Origin of the sequence: Aeromonas sp. R2-3 (assembly GCF_040908375.1) — a bacterium.
Lineage (GTDB): Bacteria > Pseudomonadota > Gammaproteobacteria > Enterobacterales > Aeromonadaceae > Aeromonas > Aeromonas veronii.
Genome location: NZ_JBFODP010000016.1, coordinates 100,219 through 119,164 on the forward strand (window position 1 = coordinate 100,219; position 18,946 = coordinate 119,164).

Consider the following 18,946-nt stretch of genomic DNA (forward strand, 5'->3'; position numbering starts at 1 on the left):
CTACTCGCCAATGGTGATGGTGCAGGTGGTGCCGGCGATCAGCGTCACATCCGCCGGCACATCCAGCAGCTTGATCCGCACCGGCACCCGCTGGGCCAGCCGCACCCAGGGCACGTTGGGTTTGACGTCGATCAGCAGGCCGTTGCCGCCATCGACGCTCTGATCGTGGATGGCGCGCCCTATGCTCTCCACCTCGCCACGCAACCGCTGTTCACCGCTGTAGAGCACCACTTCGGCCGGTTTTCCCGGCGCTATGTGGCCAAGCTTGGTCTCTTCAAAGTAACCCTGCACATAGAAGGAGTGAGTATCCACCAGCGCCACCAGCGGCACGCCGGCACTGGCATAGTTGCCGACCCGGGTCTGCAGGTTGGTGATGTAGCCATCGCTCGCGGCATGCACCCGGGTCTTGGCCAACGACCACTCCGCCTTCTCCAGATTGGCCTGTACCACCTGATAGGCCGCCTGCATCGCCTGCGCATTGAGGCGCGCTTCGTCCATCGTCTCGGCAGAGATGACGCTACGCGATAGGCCGCTACGGCGGTTCGCCTCGTGCTCGGCCTTGTCGAGATCCGATTTCGCCTTGGCCAACGCCGCCCGGGCATTATCGAGGGCGATCCGGTAGGGCTCGGGGTCGAGCGTAAAGATCTCCTCCCCCGCCTTCACCAGCTGGTTGTCCTTCACCGCGATCTTGATGATCTTGCCCGACACCTCGGGGGTAATGCTGACCAGCTCGGCGCGCACCTTGCCATCCCGGGTCCAGGGCCCCTGCATGTAGTAGTTCCACAGCCACCAGCCCGCCGCCAGCGCCAGCGCGCAGACCAGCAGGGTGGAGAAGTATTTGAGGGTCGCGAGAGGTGATTTAGCCATGTAACAGCATCCATAGAGCGCCGCTGACGGCGAGGATAAAGAGGGAGAGATCCATCAGCAAGGGGTGCCAGACATCCCCGCCATAGAGCCAGTCACGCAGCAGATGGTGCACCGGCAGCCAGCAGAGCAGGCCGAGCAGCACCGCCTTGAACAGCGGCGGAAAGTAGAGAGAGGCGCCCAGTACCAGATCCGGCAGCGCAGAAGGAGTTGTCACAAACGTGCTCCCTGTTGGCAGTGAAGTTCAGAAGAGTTCGGCCATCCCCTGCCCCGGGCGAGGCAAAGTAAACAGGCCGCTAAAGATTAACACTGCCCCGCAGGGCGCAACAGGAACATATGAGCCCCTTTTGTTCAGACCTGTCGATCCGCTGGATGGTGCACGCCATCGCGCGTCGGCACCTCGCCCAGCTCGAACAGGTTCACGTCCTCTGATGTCAATCAAACAGGGTATCGCGCCGCCCCTGCTGCAAGCGCTCATGGAGGGTGCGCAACTGGGAGGCCACCACCCGATGGCGGGAGAGCGGGGGCAAGTCGTCGATGGGGAAATACCCCGCCCCTTTGGTTTCATCGGTTTCGCCCGGCAGCTGGCCGCTGGTCACCTCGCACAGAAAGAAAGCCTTGTGGGCGTGAGGCAGCTGGGGCGGATGGGGGTGTTTTAGCTTGTCGAACAATGCCAGCAGTTGCACCGCACGGCACTCAAGGCCGGTCTCCTCCACCACTTCACGCACCACAGCATCCGCCGGCGAGTCACCGATATCGCACCAGCCACCGGGCAGAGTCCAGCAGTCGTCACTGCGCTCCTGTACCAGCAGGATATGGCCCGCATCGTTCTGAATGAAGGCCCGCACGTCGAGCTTGGGGGTGGGATAACCGCGATCGAGAGCAATCCAGTCACTGATGGCTTCCGGCGCCAGCTCGCTCTGGTTGGCGATAAGGGCCACGGTGGCCGCGCGCAGCGCCTCGAAACGGCCGATATCGAAGGGGTCTTTGGAGTAGGTGAGGCCCGCTTGCGCCGTGGCCAGTACCTGTTCCAGAAAGGCGGCCAACGGCGGTTGCATGATTAAAGCCCGAGGAAACGGATAATCTGGGCGGGGTAACGCTCGAACGCCACAAAGGCGTGGTTACCGCCGCACTCCAGCGAGAGGCGGGCAAAGCGGTATTCATCCAGCGCCTTACGATAATCGAGCACCTCATCCCCCTGCTGTTGCAGGATCCAGAGTCGCTCCGGCGCCGTCACCGGTACCGCCAGTGCCCGCAGCTCGTCCATATGTTCAGGCAGCAGTTCGTACTGCTCACCCGTATAGGGATTGGTCTGGGGGCCGAGGTAATCACAGAGCAGCTCGTGCGGGCGCACCGCCGGATTGATCAGCGCGGCGCGGCAACCGTACTGCTCGCTCACTCGGGTCGCCATAAAGCCGCCGAGGGAGCTGCCCACGGCGCCGAGCTTGAATTCACTACCATAACGACCCTGCAGATCGGCGATAGTCTGCTCGATAGCCGCCCAGGCCGCCGCTGGCGTATTGGGCTGGGCCGGAATGATCACCTCGATGTCGGGCCGGTTGGCGGCCACCCAGGCAGCCATCTGCTGCGCCTTGGCGGAGCCCGGTGAGGAGTTGAAACCGTGCAGATAAAGGAGAACCGACTTCATGGAATGCTCTCCTCAATAACCGGTGGCGTTGGGGTCGGGCACAAACTGCCCCACCGGCAGGCGCCACACCTCGCTGGCCACCCGCCCATCCGGATAGAGGGTGAGATAGCGCCAGCCCGGGCCGGATTCATCCAGCGCAAAGCCATCAGAGAGCGGTTTGAACTGGATGCAAGTCGATGGGCTGGCAATCAGCCGCACCCCGCGGTGCACCTCGTCAAACTCCTGATGAACGTGGCCAAACAGGATGGTCTTCTGCTGCGGATGACGGGCCAGTACGGCGAACAGGTCATCGGCATTCTTGAGATTGTGCTGATCCAGCCAGGCGCAGCCCACCGGCACCGCCTGATGGTGCAGGGTGATAAGAGCGTGGCGATCAGGATATTGACGCAGGGCACGGTCGAGGGCAGCCAGCTGGTGATCGCCAATCATGCCGTGGGGTTTGCCGCGCACCTGGGTGTCGAGCAGGATCACCTGCCAGTGGTCGCCCACCAGCTGTTTGGATTCGCTGATCCCGGCGGCATGGAGATATTCGGTCATCAGCGGGCTGTCATCGTGATTGCCCGGCAGCCAGTAGATGGGGCGGCCCAGGGGCGCCATCATGGAGGCGAAACGCTGATAGGATTCCGGACTGTGATCCTGCGACAGATCGCCGGTCGCCAGAATCACCTCGTAGGGGTGTTCATTGGCCTGCACCTGTTCCAGCACGGCGGCCAGACTCTCTGCGGTGCGCACAGCCAACAGCCGCCCTTCGGCACTCGCGAAGAGGTGGGTGTCGGTAATTTGCAACAGGCGCACACTGCTGTCCTGCGCCTGGGGGAGCTCTGTTTCCAAAATCACGCTTCTTTTTATTTGTTCAACTGGAGATATTGATCGGGCTGGTACCATGTCTGAGACAAAATTTTAGCCATTCGGCCAGAAACAGATTTACCTGCTCCTTTTCGTCCCGCTGGTGCATCTTTTTATTGGGATAATCATAACGTGGTTGCAAACGGGAAATCTGTTGCGCTGCACACACTTCCGCCATCCGCACATCATGATACAAACGAATCTCTATCTGAGCTTGTAAATATTCGGGCAATTCGGGGTTGTGCTGGCTCAGGATCACCTGATTGGTGAAGCGGCTCTCGCCAATGATGGTGAGCTGGAACTGCAGATCGTTGCCGACCCGATAGCGGCGCTCGGCTCCCACCTCCCCATCTGGCGGCAGCAGTTTCATCAATGCCATGTAGTTGACCTCGCAGGTTCTCTGCAAAGACATCAAATCCGGCACATAACGTTTGGTCCGGGATTGAACTAACGGCATCGCAAAGCTCCATCAATCAAAACCCGTGAGTAGTTGACCTCGCAGGTACGCTGTAAGGACATCAGATCAGGCACATAGCGCCTGCTCTGTTGCAGGGTCAGCGCCACCTCAGCGATCCGCCAGCCAGCGGGCGCGCAGCTCGCCATGGTTGAGGGCCAACCACTGCAGAGCAATGACCGAGGCCGCATTATCGATGCGTCCCTCTTTGAGCCAGGCATAGGCCTGCTCGCGGCTCACCACGTGCACCCGGATATCCTCGCCCTCATCAGCCAGACCGTGCAGCCCCTCGGCCTTGCTGGCATCCACCTCGCCCACAAAGACCTCGATCCGCTCGGTGCTGCCGCCCGGGCTCACCAGATAGCTGATGGCATGCTCGCAGCGGGCAACCTCGATCCCGGCCTCTTCCACCGCTTCCCGGCGCACCACGTCTTCAGCGACCTCGCCTGGGTCTATGATGCCGGCCACCAGCTCCAGCAACCAGGGGGTCGGGCTGGTCTCCATGGCGCCGATACGGAACTGCTCCACCAACACGATCTGGTCGCGCACCGGATCATAGGGCAGCAGCGCGGCAGCATGGCCCCGCTCGAACAGCTCGCGCACGATGGGCTGATTCCAGCCGCCAGCAAATAACCGATGCTGCAGACGATAGACATTCACCTTGAAGAAGCCGTTATATCCAGCTGATTTTTCAATGATTTTCACATCATCGGCGGCGTAATGCCGATCTTGCGGCAAGGGTTGCTGCGACATCCGGGGCTCCCGTCAGCTTGACTTGTATCAGTTTGACCATAAAATCCGAGGAACATGAATGAACGTTCATTCACTCGGCGTGCCATGGTAATGAGGGGTGGATTTTAGCAGCCACAGACCATTTGGCTAGGCGCGCGGGGAGAAAACTGCGTCCGGTTCTTGACGTTCCCGTCACCGGACCTGAGACTCTTAGCATTAAATTTTGCTTATAGTAGAGTGATTAAGCTGCAATCAAGCTTGGTCGGTGACAATATTTGCCTCTCCAGCAACCAGTTTGGGTTACTACATAAGGTTAAAACGATCTATGAAAAGAACACTTTTGTCAGTCATGGTGTTGCTGGGCGTCAGTGCCGGTGCCCATGCCGAAAACCTGCTCGACATCTACCAGCAAGCCCAGATCAAAGACCCGCAGTTGCTGCAGTCCAAAGCCGTTCGCGACCAGGCCTTCGAGAAGATCAACGAATCCCGTGCCCCTCTGCTGCCCCAGATCGATCTGGGTGCCGGGTTCAATTATCTGCAAAACAAGAACGATACCCAGAGCAATACCAACGCCAAGGGCGAGGTGACGCTGTCGCAATCCCTCTATCGTCGCAGTAACTGGGTCAATCTGGATATCAGCGAGAAGCAGGCCACTCAGTCAGATGTCGCCTACAACCTCGAGATCCAGAACCTGATGGTGCGCACCGCCAAAGCCTACTTTGATGTGCTCAAGGCGATGGATACCCTGGAGTTCGTTCGTGCCAACAAGGTTGCGGTAGAGCGTCAGCTGGAGCAAACCCAGCAGCGTTTCGAAGTGGGCCTGACCGCCATCACCGACGTCCATGAAGCCGAAGCCTCCCGCGACCAGGCGCTGGCTGACGAGATCAATGCCGAGAACACTCTGGATAACAGCTACGAGACCCTGCGCGAGCTGACCGGTGTTGATCACCGCAACCTGGACATCCTCAACACCGATCGCTTCAGCCCGCAGAAGACTGCCTTCGGTTCCGACAAGTGGCTGGAGCTGGCGCTGGACAAGAACCTGCAACTGCACAGTGCCCGCATCAGCAAGGACATTGCCAAGGAACAGATCGATCTGGCCAAGACCGGCCATGAGCCGACTCTGGATCTGGGTGCCGGACTGCAAACCAGCAATACCGATTACAAGCTGGATAGCATTCCGGGCGGCAATGACAATCAGGCCAATATCGGTCTGACCTTCAAGCTGCCCATCTACAGCGGTGGTGCTACCAGCTCCAAGGTGAAGCAGGCTCAATACAACTACGTAGCGGCCAGCGAACTGCTGGAGAAGAACTTCCGCTCGGTGCAGAGCACAGTGCGCTCTTCTTACAACAACGTGAACGCCAGCATCGGCTCGGTTCGCGCCTACAGCCAGTCTGTGGTTTCCGCCGACAGCGCCCTGAAGGCGACCGAAGCCGGCTACGAAGTGGGTACCCGTACCATCGTCGACGTGCTGGACTCCACTCGCAAGCTGTACGAGGCCAAGCAGAAGCTCTCCGAAGCCCGTTACAACTACATCCTCAATATCCTGAGCCTGAAACAGGCTGCCGGTATTCTGGAAGCGCAGGACCTAGTGGAAGTGAACCAGGGTCTGATGCCTGCCACGGCAAAAGCCAAAGGCTAATAGCCGCTATCGGGCATGAAAAAGGCGACCGCAAGGTCGCCTTTTTGTTATCCGTCTTTCTGCCGGCTTGCTACCGCCGATAATGAGCTCCGCCAGATTGCGGGGCCAGCAGAACGTTAGCCGCGCTCGCGGATCGTCTTGATGATGTCGGTGGTGGAGCAGCCATCCTCGAAGTTGAGAACGCGCACCTCACCGCCGTTGGCGGTCACCTCGGCGTAACCGGCGATATCTTCCGGCTTGTAGTCACCCCCCTTGACCAGCAGATCCGGCAGGATCTCGGCAATCAGGCGCTGCGGGGTATCTTCACCAAACGGCACTACCCAATCCACCGCGCCCAGCGCAGCCAGTACGGCCATGCGACGCTCGGTCGGGTTGACCGGACGACCCGGCCCTTTCAGACGGCGAACCGACTCGTCGGTGTTGACCGCCACGATCAGGCGATCCCCCAGCTTGCCAGCGTTGGCCAGATAGGAGACATGGCCAGCATGCAGGATATCGAAGCAACCGTTGGTCATCACTACCTTCTCGCCGCGCAGACGGGCGGCACGAACCGCCACTTTCAGCTGGGCTTCGGACATGACGCCGAAGCCGGTCTCCTGCTCGGTGTAGAGGGCATTGGCCAACTCGACCGGGCTGACGGTGGAGGTACCCAGCTTGCCGACCACGATACCGGCTGCGGTATTGGCCAGCGCACAGGCTTCGTCCAGGCTCTTGCCTGCCGCCAGCGAGGTAGCCAGAGTGGAGATCACGGTATCACCGGCACCGGTCACATCATAAACCTCGTGAGCCTGAGCCGGCAGATGCAGCTCCGGCTGACCTTCGCGGATCAGGGTCATGCCGTTCTCGGAACGGGTGACCAGCAGAGCATCCAGCTCGAAGCGTTTGACCAGATCCAGCCCCTTGGCGACCAGCTCCTCTTCGCTCTTCACCTTGCCCACCACGGCTTCGAATTCGGACATGTTGGGGGTCAGCAGGGTGGCGCCGCGGTACTTCTCGAAGTCGGTCCCCTTGGGGTCGACCAGCACCGGAATACCGGCGGCTCGGGCGCGCTCGATCATGCCGGGCACGTCGTTGAGAGCACCCTTGCCGTAGTCGGAGAGGATCATCACGTCGCTATTCGGCAGCGCCTGCTCGACCTTGCTCATCAGCAGGGTGGCATCGACGGAGTGGAAGGGCTCTTCAAAGTCCAGACGCAGCAGCTGCTGGTTGCGGGACAGCACCCGCAGCTTGGTGATGGTCGGGAAGTCGGCCAGACGAACGAAATCACAGGCCACCTTGACGCCAGCCATCTGGCCAGCCAAGGCATCGGCTGCCTCGTCCTGACCGGTCAGGCCAAGCAGCACAGCGTGAGCGCCAAGGGCGGCGGAGTTGAGGGCCACGTTGGCCGCGCCACCCGGGCGCTCCTCAATGTGTTCAACCTTGACCACGGGCACCGGCGCCTCGGGGGAGATCCGGCCGGTGGGGCCATGCCAGTAACGGTCCAACATGACATCGCCAACGACCAGAACGCGGGCTTTTTCAAACTCGGGCAGGGTGATCTTCATCTGTATCGACTCTCAAAACCTGAAAAATCAGTCGCCGATTTTATCACACTCTTTTATTTGAGGGAGAAAAAGCAAACCTGCGGTTTCCATTTAAAGGAAACCGATAGTTAGGATTCCCGTAACACCAGTGAACCACAATCAGCCCCTCTGACCAGCATACAGCCATTCGCCCCCGCCCCCCCTTTTCGGCTAGAATCCCCCGATTGTGTTTGCGAATAAGAGATTAGCCATGGCCCACGACAACGCTCCCCGCCTGGAGCCCCGCCTGTTTCATCCCCGTTACTGGGCCAGCTGGTTCGGCCTCGGCCTGCTCTGGCTGCTGACCCTGCTGCCGTGGCGTAGCCAGATGTGGCTGGGCCGTCAGCTCGGTCGTCTCGCCGCCAGGATATTGAAGTCCCGGGTCAAGATTGCCCGTCGCAATCTGGAGCTGGCGATGCCCGAACTGACCCGGGATGAGCGGGAGAAACTGCTTAAGGCAAACTTCGAGAGCGTGGGCTGCGCCGTGTTCGAGGTGGGTATCGCCTGGTTCTGGCCAGACTGGCGGATGCGCAATCTGATGAAGGTGGAGGGGGAAGAGCATGTCATCGCCGCCATGGAAAAGGGGCAGGGCATGCTGCTGCTCTCCTGCCACTTCCTGACGCTGGAACTCAACGCCCGCTGTTTCGGGCTGGTGCGCCCCGGCGTGGGGGTCTATCGCCCCAACACCAATCCGGTGCTGGAGTATGCCCAGTACCACGGGCGCTGTGCCTCCAACAAATATCTGGTGGACCGAATGGATGTGAAGGGGATGATCAAGGCGCTGCGCAACGGTGACGCCCTCTGGTATGCACCGGATCACGACTACGGCAGCCACGCCAGCGTGTTCGTGCCCTACTTCGCGGTGGAGCAGGCCGCCACCATCACCGGCACAGCCACCCTGGCGCGGGTGAAGAACACCGTTACCCTGCCCTGCTACAACATCCGCACCAGCGAGGGTTACACCCTGCATATCGGCGCGCCCCTTGCCGACTACCCCAGCGGGGATGACACGGTTGATGCCGCCCGCGCCAACCGCGAGATTGAAGCCGCCGTGCGCAAGGCGCCGGAGCAGTACATGTGGCTCCATCGCCGCTTCAAGACCCGCCCCTCTCCCGAGGATGCCGGCTTCTACTGAGCCGCAGCCCCGACAGGGCTCAGATCGCAAAAACCGACAAACCGCCTGCTGGCGGTTTGTTTTTATCTGCTATCAGCCCTGCGCGGCAAGCAAGCGCCCCGAACATCTGCCGCTCGATAACATTCTGCATGTTGGCGCCCATTCCCATCAATCAGCCGCAAAAGAGTCCTAACCGCCGACCGTAAAAACTGAAAGCGGGTTACAAATTTATTGATTCATTGATAAGCAATGGAGTGTTTCGATAGATCCATCGTCACCACCCGCTGATGAGTGACTGAGTAATTTGTCCCATTCGAATACAAAAATCGAACTTGTGACGCCAATCACCATTCTACAAGGGAGCCACAAAGCAACTTTAGTGATTTAAGTCACAAAAAATGACCATGCAAAACAGAAAAGATCGAAATGTAGCCGAATTACAGCATGGGAATGTGATGTGGGTCACTGGTTATGGAGGGGGTATCGCTGGGTATCTGAGAGCTGGATCACAAGACACCCCGTTTTCAGCCTAATTTGATATCAAGCTGGTAGATTGAAGTTGCTTAGACGACAGGGATGGAGGTTCGGCAAAACCGGCCATCCCGAACTACCACTTTTAATCAAACAGGCTTAAAACGGGGTCCCGACATGTTATCACCGGATACCAAAGTCAAGATACAGAATTTTGGACGCTTCCTGTCCAATATGGTCATGCCCAACATAGGCGCCTTTATCGCCTGGGGCTTTATTACCGCCCTCTTTATCCCCACCGGCTGGCTGCCCAATGAAACCTTGGCCAAGCTGGTCGGCCCCATGATCACCTACCTGCTGCCGCTGCTGATTGGCTACACCGGCGGCAAACTGATGGGCGGTGAGCGCGGCGGCGTGGTCGGTGCCATCACCACCATGGGTGTCATCGTGGGAACCGATATCCCCATGTTCATGGGCGCCATGATGGTCGGCCCGCTCGGTGGCTGGGCAATCAAGCGCTTCGACAAGGCGATGGACGGTCGCGTCAAAAGCGGCTTCGAGATGCTGGTCAACAACTTCTCCGCCGGTCTTATCGGCATGCTGCTGGCAATCCTCGCCTTCTTCGTGATCGGCCCCTTCGTCAAGGTGCTCTCCGGCGTACTGGCCGGTGGCGTCGGCTTCCTGGTGGATAACCATATGCTGCCGTTCACCTCCATCTTTGTCGAACCGGCCAAGATCCTGTTCCTCAACAATGCCATCAACCACGGCATCTTCTCGCCGCTGGGGATCCAGCAGGCGACCGAGCACGGCAGCTCCATCTTCTTCCTGATTGAAGCAAACCCGGGCCCGGGCATGGGCGTACTGCTGGCCTACATGGTGTTCGGTCGTGGTGCGGCCAAGCAGTCCGCGGCTGGCGCCTCCATCATTCACTTCTTCGGCGGCATCCACGAGATCTACTTCCCGTATGTGCTGATGAACCCGCGCCTCATTCTGGCGGTGATCGCCGGCGGCATGACCGGGGTCTTTACCCTGACCCTGTTCAACGCCGGTCTGGTCTCCCCTGCCTCACCGGGCTCCATCTTCGCCGTGCTGTTGATGACGCCGAAAGCCTCCCTGATCGGGGTCGCCCTCTCCATCATCAGCGCTACTCTGGTCTCCTTCCTGGTCGCCGCCGTGTTCGTCCGCGCCCAGCAGCCGGAGGCTGACGAGGCCGATGCGCTCGGTGAAGCCACCCGCAAGATGAAAGCCATGAAGGGCGGCAAGCCCGAAACCGCAGCGGCCAAGAAGCCGGGCGGTGAACTGATGGCGGTGCGCAATATCGTGGTCGCCTGCGATGCGGGCATGGGTTCAAGCGCCATGGGCGCCGGCATGCTGCGCAAGCGGGTACAGGCCGCTGGCCTCGATATCAGCGTCACCAACCGCGCCATCGATCAGCTCGACGATCAGGTGGACTGGGTCATCACCCACAAGGATCTGACCGAGCGGGCCCGTCGCCATGCGCCGCATGCCCACCATATTTCACTGACCAACTTCCTCGACAACAGTCTCTATCAGGAGCTGGTACAGAGCCTGACTCAGGCCGCCAACGATGACGTCGCCAACCCGCAACTGCTGGTGGCGGCCAACGACGACAGCTACGAGCCGCAAGCGGCCGAAGTCTTTACCCTGAGCCGTCATGACGTGCATCTGGGACTGAAAGCCGACAACAAGGAGGCCGCCATCCTGACCGCTGGCCGACTGCTGGCAGAGCGCGGCTATGTGGCACCCGACTACGTCAACGCCATGCTGGAGCGGGAACAGCTGGTCTCCACCTACCTCGGCGAATCCATCGCCGTGCCCCACGGCACCATCGCCGCCAAGGAGTTTGTGAAGCGGACCGGCATCGTCATCTGCCAGTACCCGGCCGGGGTCGCCTTTGGCGAAGCTGCCGATGAGGTAGCGCGGCTGGTGATCGGCATCGCTGCCCGCAACGACGAACACATGCAGGTGATAGCCCACCTGACCAATGCACTGGATGAACCCGGTCTCATCGACCGGCTGGCCAGCACCACGGATCCCCAGGCCTTCCTGGATCTGCTGGGTGCCGAACAGGCTGCGTAATCATCTTTCATCGTCTTTGGTTCAAGAGGTTAATATCATGAAAACATTGCATTTTGGTGCTGGTAACATCGGTCGCGGCTTTATCGGAAAAGTGCTGGCGGATGCCAGTCATCAGGTCACCTTCGCCGACGTCAACGACACTCTTATCGACCAGCTCAACCACCGTCAGGAGTACAAGGTCCATGTGGTAGGTGCGGATCAGAAGCTGGACGTGGTGCGCAACGTGGCAGCGGTCAGTTCCGCCGGTCACGAGGTGATCGCCCGCATCATCACCGCCGATCTGGTCACCACCGCCGTCGGCCCCAACATTCTGGACAAGATTGCCAGCACCCTGGCCAAGGGGCTGCAAGCCCGTTTCGATGCTGGCAACCTGACTCCGCTCAACGTGATCGCCTGCGAAAACATGGTGCGCGGCACAAGCCACCTCAAGCGGGAGGTACTCAAGTACCTGCCGGTCGCGTATCATGCCACGCTCGAATCCTGCATCGGCTTCGTCGACTCGGCGGTGGATCGCATCGTGCCGCCCGCCGCGGCTGCCAACGATGATCCGCTGGAAGTGACGGTAGAGAGCTTCAGCGAGTGGATCGTCGACCAGACCCAGTTCAAGGGAGAGCTGCCACAGGTGGCGGGCATGGAACCCACCGACAACCTGATGGCCTTCGTCGAGCGCAAGCTGTTCACCCTCAACACCGGCCACATCGTCACCGCCTACCTCGGCAAACTGCGGGGCTACCGCACAGTGCGCGAGGCGATCGAAGATCCGGTGATCCGCAGCAAGGTGCGCCGCGCCATGGAGGAGAGCGGTGCCGTGCTGGTGAAACGCTACGGCTTCGACCCGCGCCTGCACGCCGCCTACATCGAGAAGATCCTGGCCCGCTTCGCCAACCCCTATCTGGTGGACGAGATTGACCGGGTCGGTCGTCAGCCGCTGCGCAAGCTGGCGGCGGGGGATCGACTGGTGAAGCCGCTGCTCGGCACCCTGGAGTACGGCCTGCCTAACGAGCAGTTGCAGGAGGGGATCGCCGCGGCGCTCCATTATCGCAATGCCGATGATCCGCAGGCGGTCGAGCTGCAACAGCTGCTGGCGGAGCTTGGCCCGGCCAAAGCGTTGGCCCGCGTCACCGGACTGGATGCAGAGAGCGAGATCGTCCGCACCATAGTGGCTCGTTACGAGACCTTGTAATACCCTGCTGGCGGCGCATGACCGGATGCTCCAATTGATTGAATCGCAAGGAAATGCGCCCCATATGATAAAAACCGGGAGAGAGGCTGACTCTCTCCCTGTCAGCTGGACCCAATGCACCTATGACCACACACCAGGAAGATGAAGTACTGGAACGACTGAACGAGCAGGATGGCCCCCGCGGCTTCTTTCTCGAAGCCGTGACCATCCTGGAAGAAGCGGTCGACTCCCTGATGCGACGCGCCTTTCGTCAGGAGGAGTATGCCGTCAAATACGCCATCGAACCCCTGCTCAACCAGAGCGGCCCCCTCGGCCAGCTGGAGGTGCGCCTCAAGCTCATCTTCGCCCTCGGCCTCATCTCCCTTGAGCGCTATCAGGATCTGGAAGCCTATCTCAAGATCCGCGACTTTCTGGTGCGCGACCCCAAGGATTACCGCTTCAGCGACAAGCCGATCCGCGATCTGCTCGACCGCCTGCACGGGGTCAATCAGGGCGGCATGATGAAGCTGGAGCCCCCCGCCAGCGAAGAGGATTGGGCCTTCTACCAGATGCAGCTCAACCGGCTCGATCAGATGGTGCGCTCCGCACTGGTACTGGCGCTGGCCGACTGTGTCGGCGAGCTCCACAAGGAGAGCCCCATCTAATCCGGCCCCAAGGCCACCCCATCACCACGGTTGGCGTCTGGCTGGCGCCCTGCACAACACCGCCAGCCACCATGACGCCGACTGTCGCACATCTCCCCATCCCGGCCATGACGCCCGCTCCTTCGGGTGTCAATCTGACCAACTTAGCCACTACACTAGCTCCATACTCACTGCCTGAATCGAGGTCTGCATGATTGCCCTCTCTCTGGCCGGGATCGCCCTGGTCTCCGTGCTGGCCCAATGGCTTGCCTGGTCGCTGCGGGTACCCGCCATCCTGTTTCTGCTGCTCACCGGCCTGACTCTGGGCCCGGTCAGCGGCCTGCTCGACCCCGATGCCCTGCTCGGGGAGCTGCTGTTTCCGCTGGTCTCCCTGTCGGTGGCCATCATCCTGTTCGAGGGGGCGCTGACCCTCCATCTCGCCGAGCTCAAGGGGATCGGCAAGGTGGTGCGCAATCTCTGTTCCACCGGCATGCTGGTCAGTTTCGCCGTCATCGGCAGCGCCGGTTACTTCCTGCTGGGGCTGGACTGGCGGGTCGCCACCATGCTCGGCGCTGTACTGGTGGTAACGGGCCCGACGGTGATCGCCCCCATGCTCAACGTGATCCGCCCCACCCGGGAGGTGGACCGTATCCTGCGCTGGGAGGGGATCGTCATCGACCCCATCGGCGCCCTGTTTGCGGTGCTGGTGTTCGAGGCGGTACGCCTCGGCAGTCAGGGGGATCTCATCAGCCATACCCTGCTGGCGCTGGGCAAGACAGTGCTGGTCGGTTCCCTGATCGGGGTGGCGGCAGGCTGGCTCACCACCCTGCTCATTCGCAATGACTGGCTGCCGGTCAGTCTGCACAAGTTCGGGGTGCTGGCGCTGGTGCTGGTCACCTTCAGCCTCTCCAACTGGCTGAGCCACGAATCGGGCCTGCTGGCGGTGACCGTGTTCGGCATCTGGCTCGCCAATCAGGAGGGGCTGGATCTGGAGGAGGTGCTGGCGTTCAAGGAGGATCTCGCGGTCATCCTTATCTCCAGCCTGTTTATCCTGCTGGCGGCCCGCCTAGATCTGGCACAGCTCTGGCAGCTCGGCCCCATGGTGCTGGCGCTGCTGTGCGTGGTGCAATTCGTGGCGCGCCCGCTCTGTATTCTGGTCTCGACCTGGGGCTCGGATCTCTCCTGGCGAGCTCGCGCCCTGCTAAGCTGGATCGCCCCGCGCGGCATAGTCGCGGCGGCAGTCAGCGCCTCGTTCGCCATCAGCCTGCATCAGGCCGAGATCCCCGATGCCGACAAGCTGGTGCCGCTGGTATTTGCGGTGATCATCTCCACCGTGGTGTTGCAGAGCCTCACCTCTGCACCGCTGGCCAGCCTGCTCAAGATGCGCCAGAGCGCCCCCAACACCTGGCTCATCATAGGGGCCAACTCGGTGGCGCGAGCCATAGGCCGGGCGCTGGCGGATCAGGGTGTGCCGGTGCAACTCTGCGATCCCGCCTGGGAGTTCTGCAAACAGGCGCGGATGAGCAACCTCCCCTGCTATTTCGGCAACCCCCAGTCGGAACATGCCGAGCTGCACCTGCCGCTTACCAGCATCAGTACCGTGCTGGCGCTCTCCCCCAACCGCCACAACAACGCCCTCGGGGTGCTGCACTTTGCCCACCTCTACGGCGAGGAGCAGGTCTACTCCCTGCGCTCCAGCGAGCAGCACGGCAAGGCCAACCGGGAGAGCGCCACCTTTCGCGCTCGCCAGAACCTGTTCGGTCCCGACATCAACTATGCCAAGCTGAGCGGCCTGTTGAGCCGGGGTGGCCAGATCAAGGCGACCCGCCTGAGCGAGGCGTTCGACTGGGCCCAGTATCAGACCGCCAATCCCGGCGCCATCCCGCTCTTCATCATGGATGGCAAGGGCAAGCCCCAGATCGTTACCGGCCCCGTCACTCCGCAAGCGGGTGAGCTGCTGATAGCCCTGCAGCCGCCCAGGGAGCAGGGCGCCGAATGAACGAATCCAACCACAATCCGCTGATCGCCCCTCTGCTGGTGCTATTGCAACAGGCGGCGGGCAGCTACAAGGTGCATGAACTGATGGCTGCTCTGCGCCAGCAGGGGGCAATTCCGGTACTGGCCGACGATGAGCAGCTGCAGCTGTTTCGGGTCAACTTCCTGATCATGAACGCCCTCTACCAGTTGCAGGCCGAGCTCTGGCAAGAGGGATGGTGGCTGGTGATCAGCCCCCTGGATATCCGGCTCGAACCGCTGGTCGGGAGCTCGGAGGCCAGTCACGGCTTTGCCCTTGGCGAAAATCTGCGTAGCTACTATCTCGACTGGCAGGTGTTCTGGCAGACCGACCGTGCCGAAGTGGAGGCCCTGCTCAACCGCTTCTGGCGCGCTTATGACGGTGAGGGGCACAAAGCCGAGGCGCTGGCCCTGTTCGAGTTGAATGAGGGGGCGAGTCAGGAGGCGCTCCGCCGCCGCTGGCGGGAGCTGGCACTGCAACACCATCCGGATCGGGGCGGCAATGCCGAGACTTTTGTCCGCATCCGCTGGGCATGGGAGGTCCTGCGGGGATGATCCCGTTGCCGCACCACTGTTGCCGCACATAAAGGGCAGGCATAGACTGAAGCTGGATATTCCCCACAGGAGAGCATCATGACAGTCAGTGAACTTCGTAAGCTCTATCAGCAACAGATCCTGCAAGAGGCCGAAATACTCCACGACGTGGCCATTCCCGGCTGGATCATCGAATTCAGAGGCAAGGATGGCGCCCTCTACGAGCTGACCGACACCCTCGGCTGCCCGGTCAGTTTCGGCACCGTCGAGCAGGCCCGCGAACATCTGCATCAGGTGGCCGACTGCCCGGTTCAGGTGGAGCACCTCTACCGCTTCTTCGAACGCTAGCGCCAACCACCGCACAGTAAAAAGGCTCCCGAGGGAGCCTTTTGTTATTCCGGTTGCTTTCTATTCCGGTTGCAGCGGTTCCGCCACCTTGCCCTCCAGCTTCCTGACCGGCTTTTGCAGGATCAGGTTGGCCGGATAGGTGACCAGATCGCCGTTGTCATCACGCACCCGCACGTAGAACAAGCCAATCTCGGTGATGACGCCGGTGACCGAATCATCTTTGTCGAGGATGCGGATCCGGTCGCCAATCTTGTAGGGGAAGGCGAAGAAGATGGTGATGCTGGCGGTGATGTTGGAGAGGATCGACCACTGGGCGACCATGGCGACCCCCAATACCGCAAAGAAGGAGGAGGCGAGCACCACCAGTCGGGAGAAGTCGAGCCCCCACACCCCGGCCAGTACCAGCAAGGTGGCGCAGCCGAGCAGGAAGTGGAACACATGGGCCACGTAGAGCACCCGGTTCTCGCTCACCTGCCTGCTCTGACCGAGCGCCAGCAGGCTCTTGTGAATCAGCCGCCGGATCAGGGTATGACCCAGCAACAGCAGCAGGGTCAGGCCAATTGATTGCCACATGGGTTATGCCTCCTTACCACCAGCGCCGATGCTTGAGCCAGATAGCCAGCCCGCTGGCCAGCGCCACCAGCGAACCACAGAAGACCCAGAAGGCGGTCGGATTCTCGGCCCCGGGGATACCACCGAGGTTGATGCCAAACAGACCGGTCAGGAAGCTGGCAGGTAAAAAGAGCAGCGCCATCACCGACATCTGGTAGGCGCGGCGGTTGGTCGCCTCCGCCATCAGATTGTTGATCTCGTCCGCCAGCACGGCGGTGCGTGCCACTCCCGCATCGAGGTCATCGAGCCAGCGCCGCAGCCGATCGGCGATATCGAGCAGGCGACGGCGGTCATCCTCATCCAGCCAGCTGATCTTCTCGTTGGCAAGGCGCGCCACCAGATCCCGCTGCGGCGAGAGGTAGCGGCGGATCATAATGAGCTGCTTGCGGATCAGCGCCAGTCGGCCATTGGCGGGCATGTCGCGCATCAGCACCATCTCCTCCAGATCGAGGATCTTGTCGTGCAGCTCCTCGACAAACTCCCCCGCCCGATCGGTCAGGGCATCGCAGATCTCCACCAGCCAGTCGGCCGGGGTATCGGCGCCACCACCCAGTTTGAGCTGGTTGAAGACATCCTGCTCGGAGAGCAGCGGACGACGACGGCTGCTGATGATGAGATCCGGGGTGATGAAGATGCGCAGCGCCACCATCTCTTCGGGCCTGTGATCCTTGTTGTGGTTGATGCCGCGCAGGATCAGCAGCACCGTCTCCCCCATCCGCACCAGCTTGGGACGATTGCTCTGGCCGAGCAGCGACTCCCTGGCCGCCTCGCTGAGCAAGGGGGTCTGCAACAGCCAGCGCGCCGAATCGGGATTGCCGTAATCCAGATGCAGCCAGCCGGGATGCGCCGCCGGGACTTCACTTCCCGCCGTCAGCGGCGCCATGCCACCCTTGCCATCCAGGGTCAGGGCATAAATCACTTCACCGGGCACCCGATCCATCTCGTCTCCTTCTCGTTTCATGTGCTGGCCCCAGCTTACACCAAAGGTTGGGCCGACTCAGCCCCGCGCCGGGAAGGGAGGCCTGTGTTAACATGGCCGCTCTCGTTTTTTATCCGCTTTCACTACAGGAAAACATGCCATGCCCATCTGGGTTGATGCCGATGCCTGCCCCATTCCGGTCAAGGAGATCCTCTACCGCGCCGCCCACCGCGCCCAGGTCGTCACCACCCTGGTGGCCAATCAGGGATTGCGGGTGCCCCCCTCGCCCTTCATCAAAACCCAGCAGGTGGAAAAGGGATTCGATGTGGCAGACCATGTCATCGCCCAGCAGGTTCAGCCCGGCGATCTGGTGATCACCGGCGATATTCCCCTCGCCTCCTGGGTGATCGATGCTGGCGGCGAGGCACTCAATCCCCGCGGCGAGATCTACACCCGCGAGACCATCAAGGCGCGGCTCGGCATGCGCAACTTTATGGAAGAGCTGCGTTCAGCCGGCGTGCAGACCGGCGGCCCGGCCCCCTTCAATGCCGCTGACAAACAGCGTTTTGCCAATGCCCTCGACAAGTGGCTGGTCAAAGGCAAGCTGTAAAGAGACCCTAAAGGCGCCCAATATGGGCGCTTTTTCGCCGTAACATCCTGATTTTTAAAATAAGAGCTGACCACAACCGTCAGGCTGGTAAGATGCGCCGCCATCTTGTCCACGCCGTAATCATCATGACCGCCCAAGGGCACCTGCTCTTCTCCGTTACCTGCACCCTGATCGCCCACAAACTGCAGCTCACTCCGGCGCTGGCCGATGCCAGCCTGTGGCAGACCATCCCTGCCGCGCTGGCCAGCGCCCTGTTGCCCGACCTCGACCACCCCAAATCGGTGCTGGGGCAGCGCCTGCCGTGGATCTCGAAACCTCTGTCGCGGCTGTTCGGCCATCGCGGCTTCACCCACAGTCTGCTGGCAGTCGCCGCCGCTGTCTGGGGGCTGAACCAGAGTCTGCCGCCGGGCACTCTGCCCATGGGGGTCAAGGATGCCCTGATCGTCGGCTACCTCAGCCATCTGCTGGGGGACTGGCTCACCCCGGCGGGCATTCCGCTCTTCTGGCCCATCAAGCGCCGTTACCGCCTGCCGGGCTGGCCGCTGCGCAGCGGCGGTGCCATCGAAACCGGCTTTTGCACCCTCACCCTGCTGGTCGCCGGCTGGTGGTGCGGCTGGCGGCTGTGAGCCAGAAACAAAAGAGCCCCTGACGAGGTCAGGGGCTCAAAC

Annotated in this window: 20 protein-coding genes; 10 read left to right on the plus strand and 10 right to left on the minus strand. The window is 61.2% G+C overall.

Features of this window, described 5'->3' with window-relative positions:
- The 7 genes from AB5Z02_RS05410 to nudF all read right to left on the minus strand — a co-directional run bounded on the left by AB5Z02_RS05410 (position 1) and on the right by nudF (position 4,565).
- On the minus strand, positions 1–867 hold the full coding sequence (locus AB5Z02_RS05410) for an efflux RND transporter periplasmic adaptor subunit (RefSeq protein ID WP_368215489.1): 867 nt from the start codon (positions 865–867) through the stop codon (positions 1–3).
- Positions 860–1,102: a DUF1656 domain-containing protein gene (locus AB5Z02_RS05415; protein ID WP_033113020.1), complete on the minus strand. Its 243-nt coding sequence runs from the start codon at positions 1,100–1,102 to the stop codon at positions 860–862. The genes AB5Z02_RS05410 and AB5Z02_RS05415 overlap by 8 nt, the downstream gene beginning before the upstream one ends.
- Positions 1,103–1,298: 196 nt before the next feature.
- Positions 1,299–1,922 carry an NUDIX hydrolase gene (locus AB5Z02_RS05420; RefSeq protein ID WP_368215490.1) on the minus strand — a complete coding sequence of 208 codons (624 nt, stop codon included), beginning with the start codon at positions 1,920–1,922 and terminating at the stop codon, positions 1,299–1,301.
- Between the two features lie 2 nt (positions 1,923–1,924).
- The gene (locus AB5Z02_RS05425) at positions 1,925–2,512 is read right to left on the minus strand and encodes a YqiA/YcfP family alpha/beta fold hydrolase (RefSeq protein WP_058057941.1); all 588 of its coding nucleotides are present in this window, start codon (positions 2,510–2,512) and stop codon (positions 1,925–1,927) included.
- A gap of 12 nt (positions 2,513–2,524) precedes the next feature.
- On the minus strand, positions 2,525–3,343 hold the full coding sequence (gene cpdA / locus AB5Z02_RS05430; protein WP_368215492.1) for a 3',5'-cyclic-AMP phosphodiesterase: 819 nt from the start codon (positions 3,341–3,343) through the stop codon (positions 2,525–2,527).
- A gap of 22 nt (positions 3,344–3,365) precedes the next feature.
- Positions 3,366–3,815, minus strand: coding sequence for a DUF1249 domain-containing protein (locus AB5Z02_RS05435; RefSeq protein WP_042052480.1), 450 nt, complete (start codon positions 3,813–3,815; stop codon positions 3,366–3,368).
- Positions 3,816–3,923: 108 nt separating this feature from the next.
- Positions 3,924–4,565 (minus strand): ADP-ribose diphosphatase, encoded by a 642-nt coding sequence (gene nudF, locus AB5Z02_RS05440; protein ID WP_058057940.1) that lies wholly within the window; start codon positions 4,563–4,565, stop codon positions 3,924–3,926.
- 304 nt (positions 4,566–4,869) lie between these two features.
- Between nudF and tolC the strand changes: the two genes are divergently transcribed.
- Complete coding sequence (tolC, locus tag AB5Z02_RS05445; RefSeq protein WP_368215493.1) at positions 4,870–6,189, plus strand: outer membrane channel protein TolC; 1,320 nt, start codon at positions 4,870–4,872, stop codon at positions 6,187–6,189.
- Positions 6,190–6,305: 116 nt separating this feature from the next.
- On the opposite strand, the gene hldE is transcribed toward tolC, so the two are convergent.
- Positions 6,306–7,733, minus strand: coding sequence for a bifunctional D-glycero-beta-D-manno-heptose-7-phosphate kinase/D-glycero-beta-D-manno-heptose 1-phosphate adenylyltransferase HldE (gene hldE / locus AB5Z02_RS05450; protein ID WP_368215495.1), 1,428 nt, complete (start codon positions 7,731–7,733; stop codon positions 6,306–6,308).
- A 229-nt stretch (positions 7,734–7,962) separates the two neighbouring features.
- Here hldE and lpxL point away from each other — a divergent pair, with 229 nt between their 5' ends.
- From lpxL to AB5Z02_RS05485, 7 genes are all read left to right on the plus strand, one after another.
- Positions 7,963–8,886, plus strand: a complete 924-nt coding sequence (gene lpxL / locus AB5Z02_RS05455; protein ID WP_064341620.1) for an LpxL/LpxP family Kdo(2)-lipid IV(A) lauroyl/palmitoleoyl acyltransferase — start codon at positions 7,963–7,965, stop codon at positions 8,884–8,886.
- A gap of 627 nt (positions 8,887–9,513) precedes the next feature.
- Positions 9,514–11,436, plus strand: a complete 1,923-nt coding sequence (locus AB5Z02_RS05460; protein WP_368215496.1) for a PTS mannitol transporter subunit IICBA — start codon at positions 9,514–9,516, stop codon at positions 11,434–11,436.
- Positions 11,437–11,473: 37 nt separating this feature from the next.
- Complete coding sequence (locus tag AB5Z02_RS05465) at positions 11,474–12,619, plus strand: mannitol-1-phosphate 5-dehydrogenase (protein WP_042032672.1); 1,146 nt, start codon at positions 11,474–11,476, stop codon at positions 12,617–12,619.
- Positions 12,620–12,741: 122 nt separating this feature from the next.
- Positions 12,742–13,263 carry an MltR family transcriptional regulator gene (locus tag AB5Z02_RS05470; protein ID WP_005354914.1) on the plus strand — a complete coding sequence of 174 codons (522 nt, stop codon included), beginning with the start codon at positions 12,742–12,744 and terminating at the stop codon, positions 13,261–13,263.
- Between the two features lie 190 nt (positions 13,264–13,453).
- On the plus strand, positions 13,454–15,241 hold the full coding sequence (locus tag AB5Z02_RS05475; protein ID WP_368215498.1) for a cation:proton antiporter: 1,788 nt from the start codon (positions 13,454–13,456) through the stop codon (positions 15,239–15,241).
- Positions 15,238–15,810, plus strand: coding sequence for a DNA-J related domain-containing protein (locus AB5Z02_RS05480; protein WP_368215500.1), 573 nt, complete (start codon positions 15,238–15,240; stop codon positions 15,808–15,810). Before AB5Z02_RS05475 ends, AB5Z02_RS05480 begins: the two co-directional genes overlap by 4 nt.
- Positions 15,811–15,888: 78 nt before the next feature.
- Positions 15,889–16,137, plus strand: coding sequence for a hypothetical protein (locus tag AB5Z02_RS05485; RefSeq protein ID WP_005354919.1), 249 nt, complete (start codon positions 15,889–15,891; stop codon positions 16,135–16,137).
- Between the two features lie 60 nt (positions 16,138–16,197).
- On the opposite strand, the gene AB5Z02_RS05490 is transcribed toward AB5Z02_RS05485, so the two are convergent.
- Positions 16,198–16,710 (minus strand): mechanosensitive ion channel domain-containing protein, encoded by a 513-nt coding sequence (locus AB5Z02_RS05490; RefSeq protein WP_005354921.1) that lies wholly within the window; start codon positions 16,708–16,710, stop codon positions 16,198–16,200.
- Between the two features lie 13 nt (positions 16,711–16,723).
- Entirely contained in the window at positions 16,724–17,689 is a 966-nt protein-coding gene (gene zntB / locus AB5Z02_RS05495; protein ID WP_005341467.1) for a zinc transporter ZntB, read from the minus strand.
- Between the two features lie 139 nt (positions 17,690–17,828).
- Here zntB and AB5Z02_RS05500 point away from each other — a divergent pair, with 139 nt between their 5' ends.
- Both AB5Z02_RS05500 and AB5Z02_RS05505 read left to right on the plus strand, forming a co-directional pair.
- On the plus strand, positions 17,829–18,278 hold the full coding sequence (locus AB5Z02_RS05500; protein WP_005335916.1) for a YaiI/YqxD family protein: 450 nt from the start codon (positions 17,829–17,831) through the stop codon (positions 18,276–18,278).
- A gap of 125 nt (positions 18,279–18,403) precedes the next feature.
- Entirely contained in the window at positions 18,404–18,904 is a 501-nt protein-coding gene (locus AB5Z02_RS05505; RefSeq protein WP_031227918.1) for a metal-dependent hydrolase, read from the plus strand.
- The last annotated feature ends 42 nt before the right edge of the window (positions 18,905–18,946 follow it).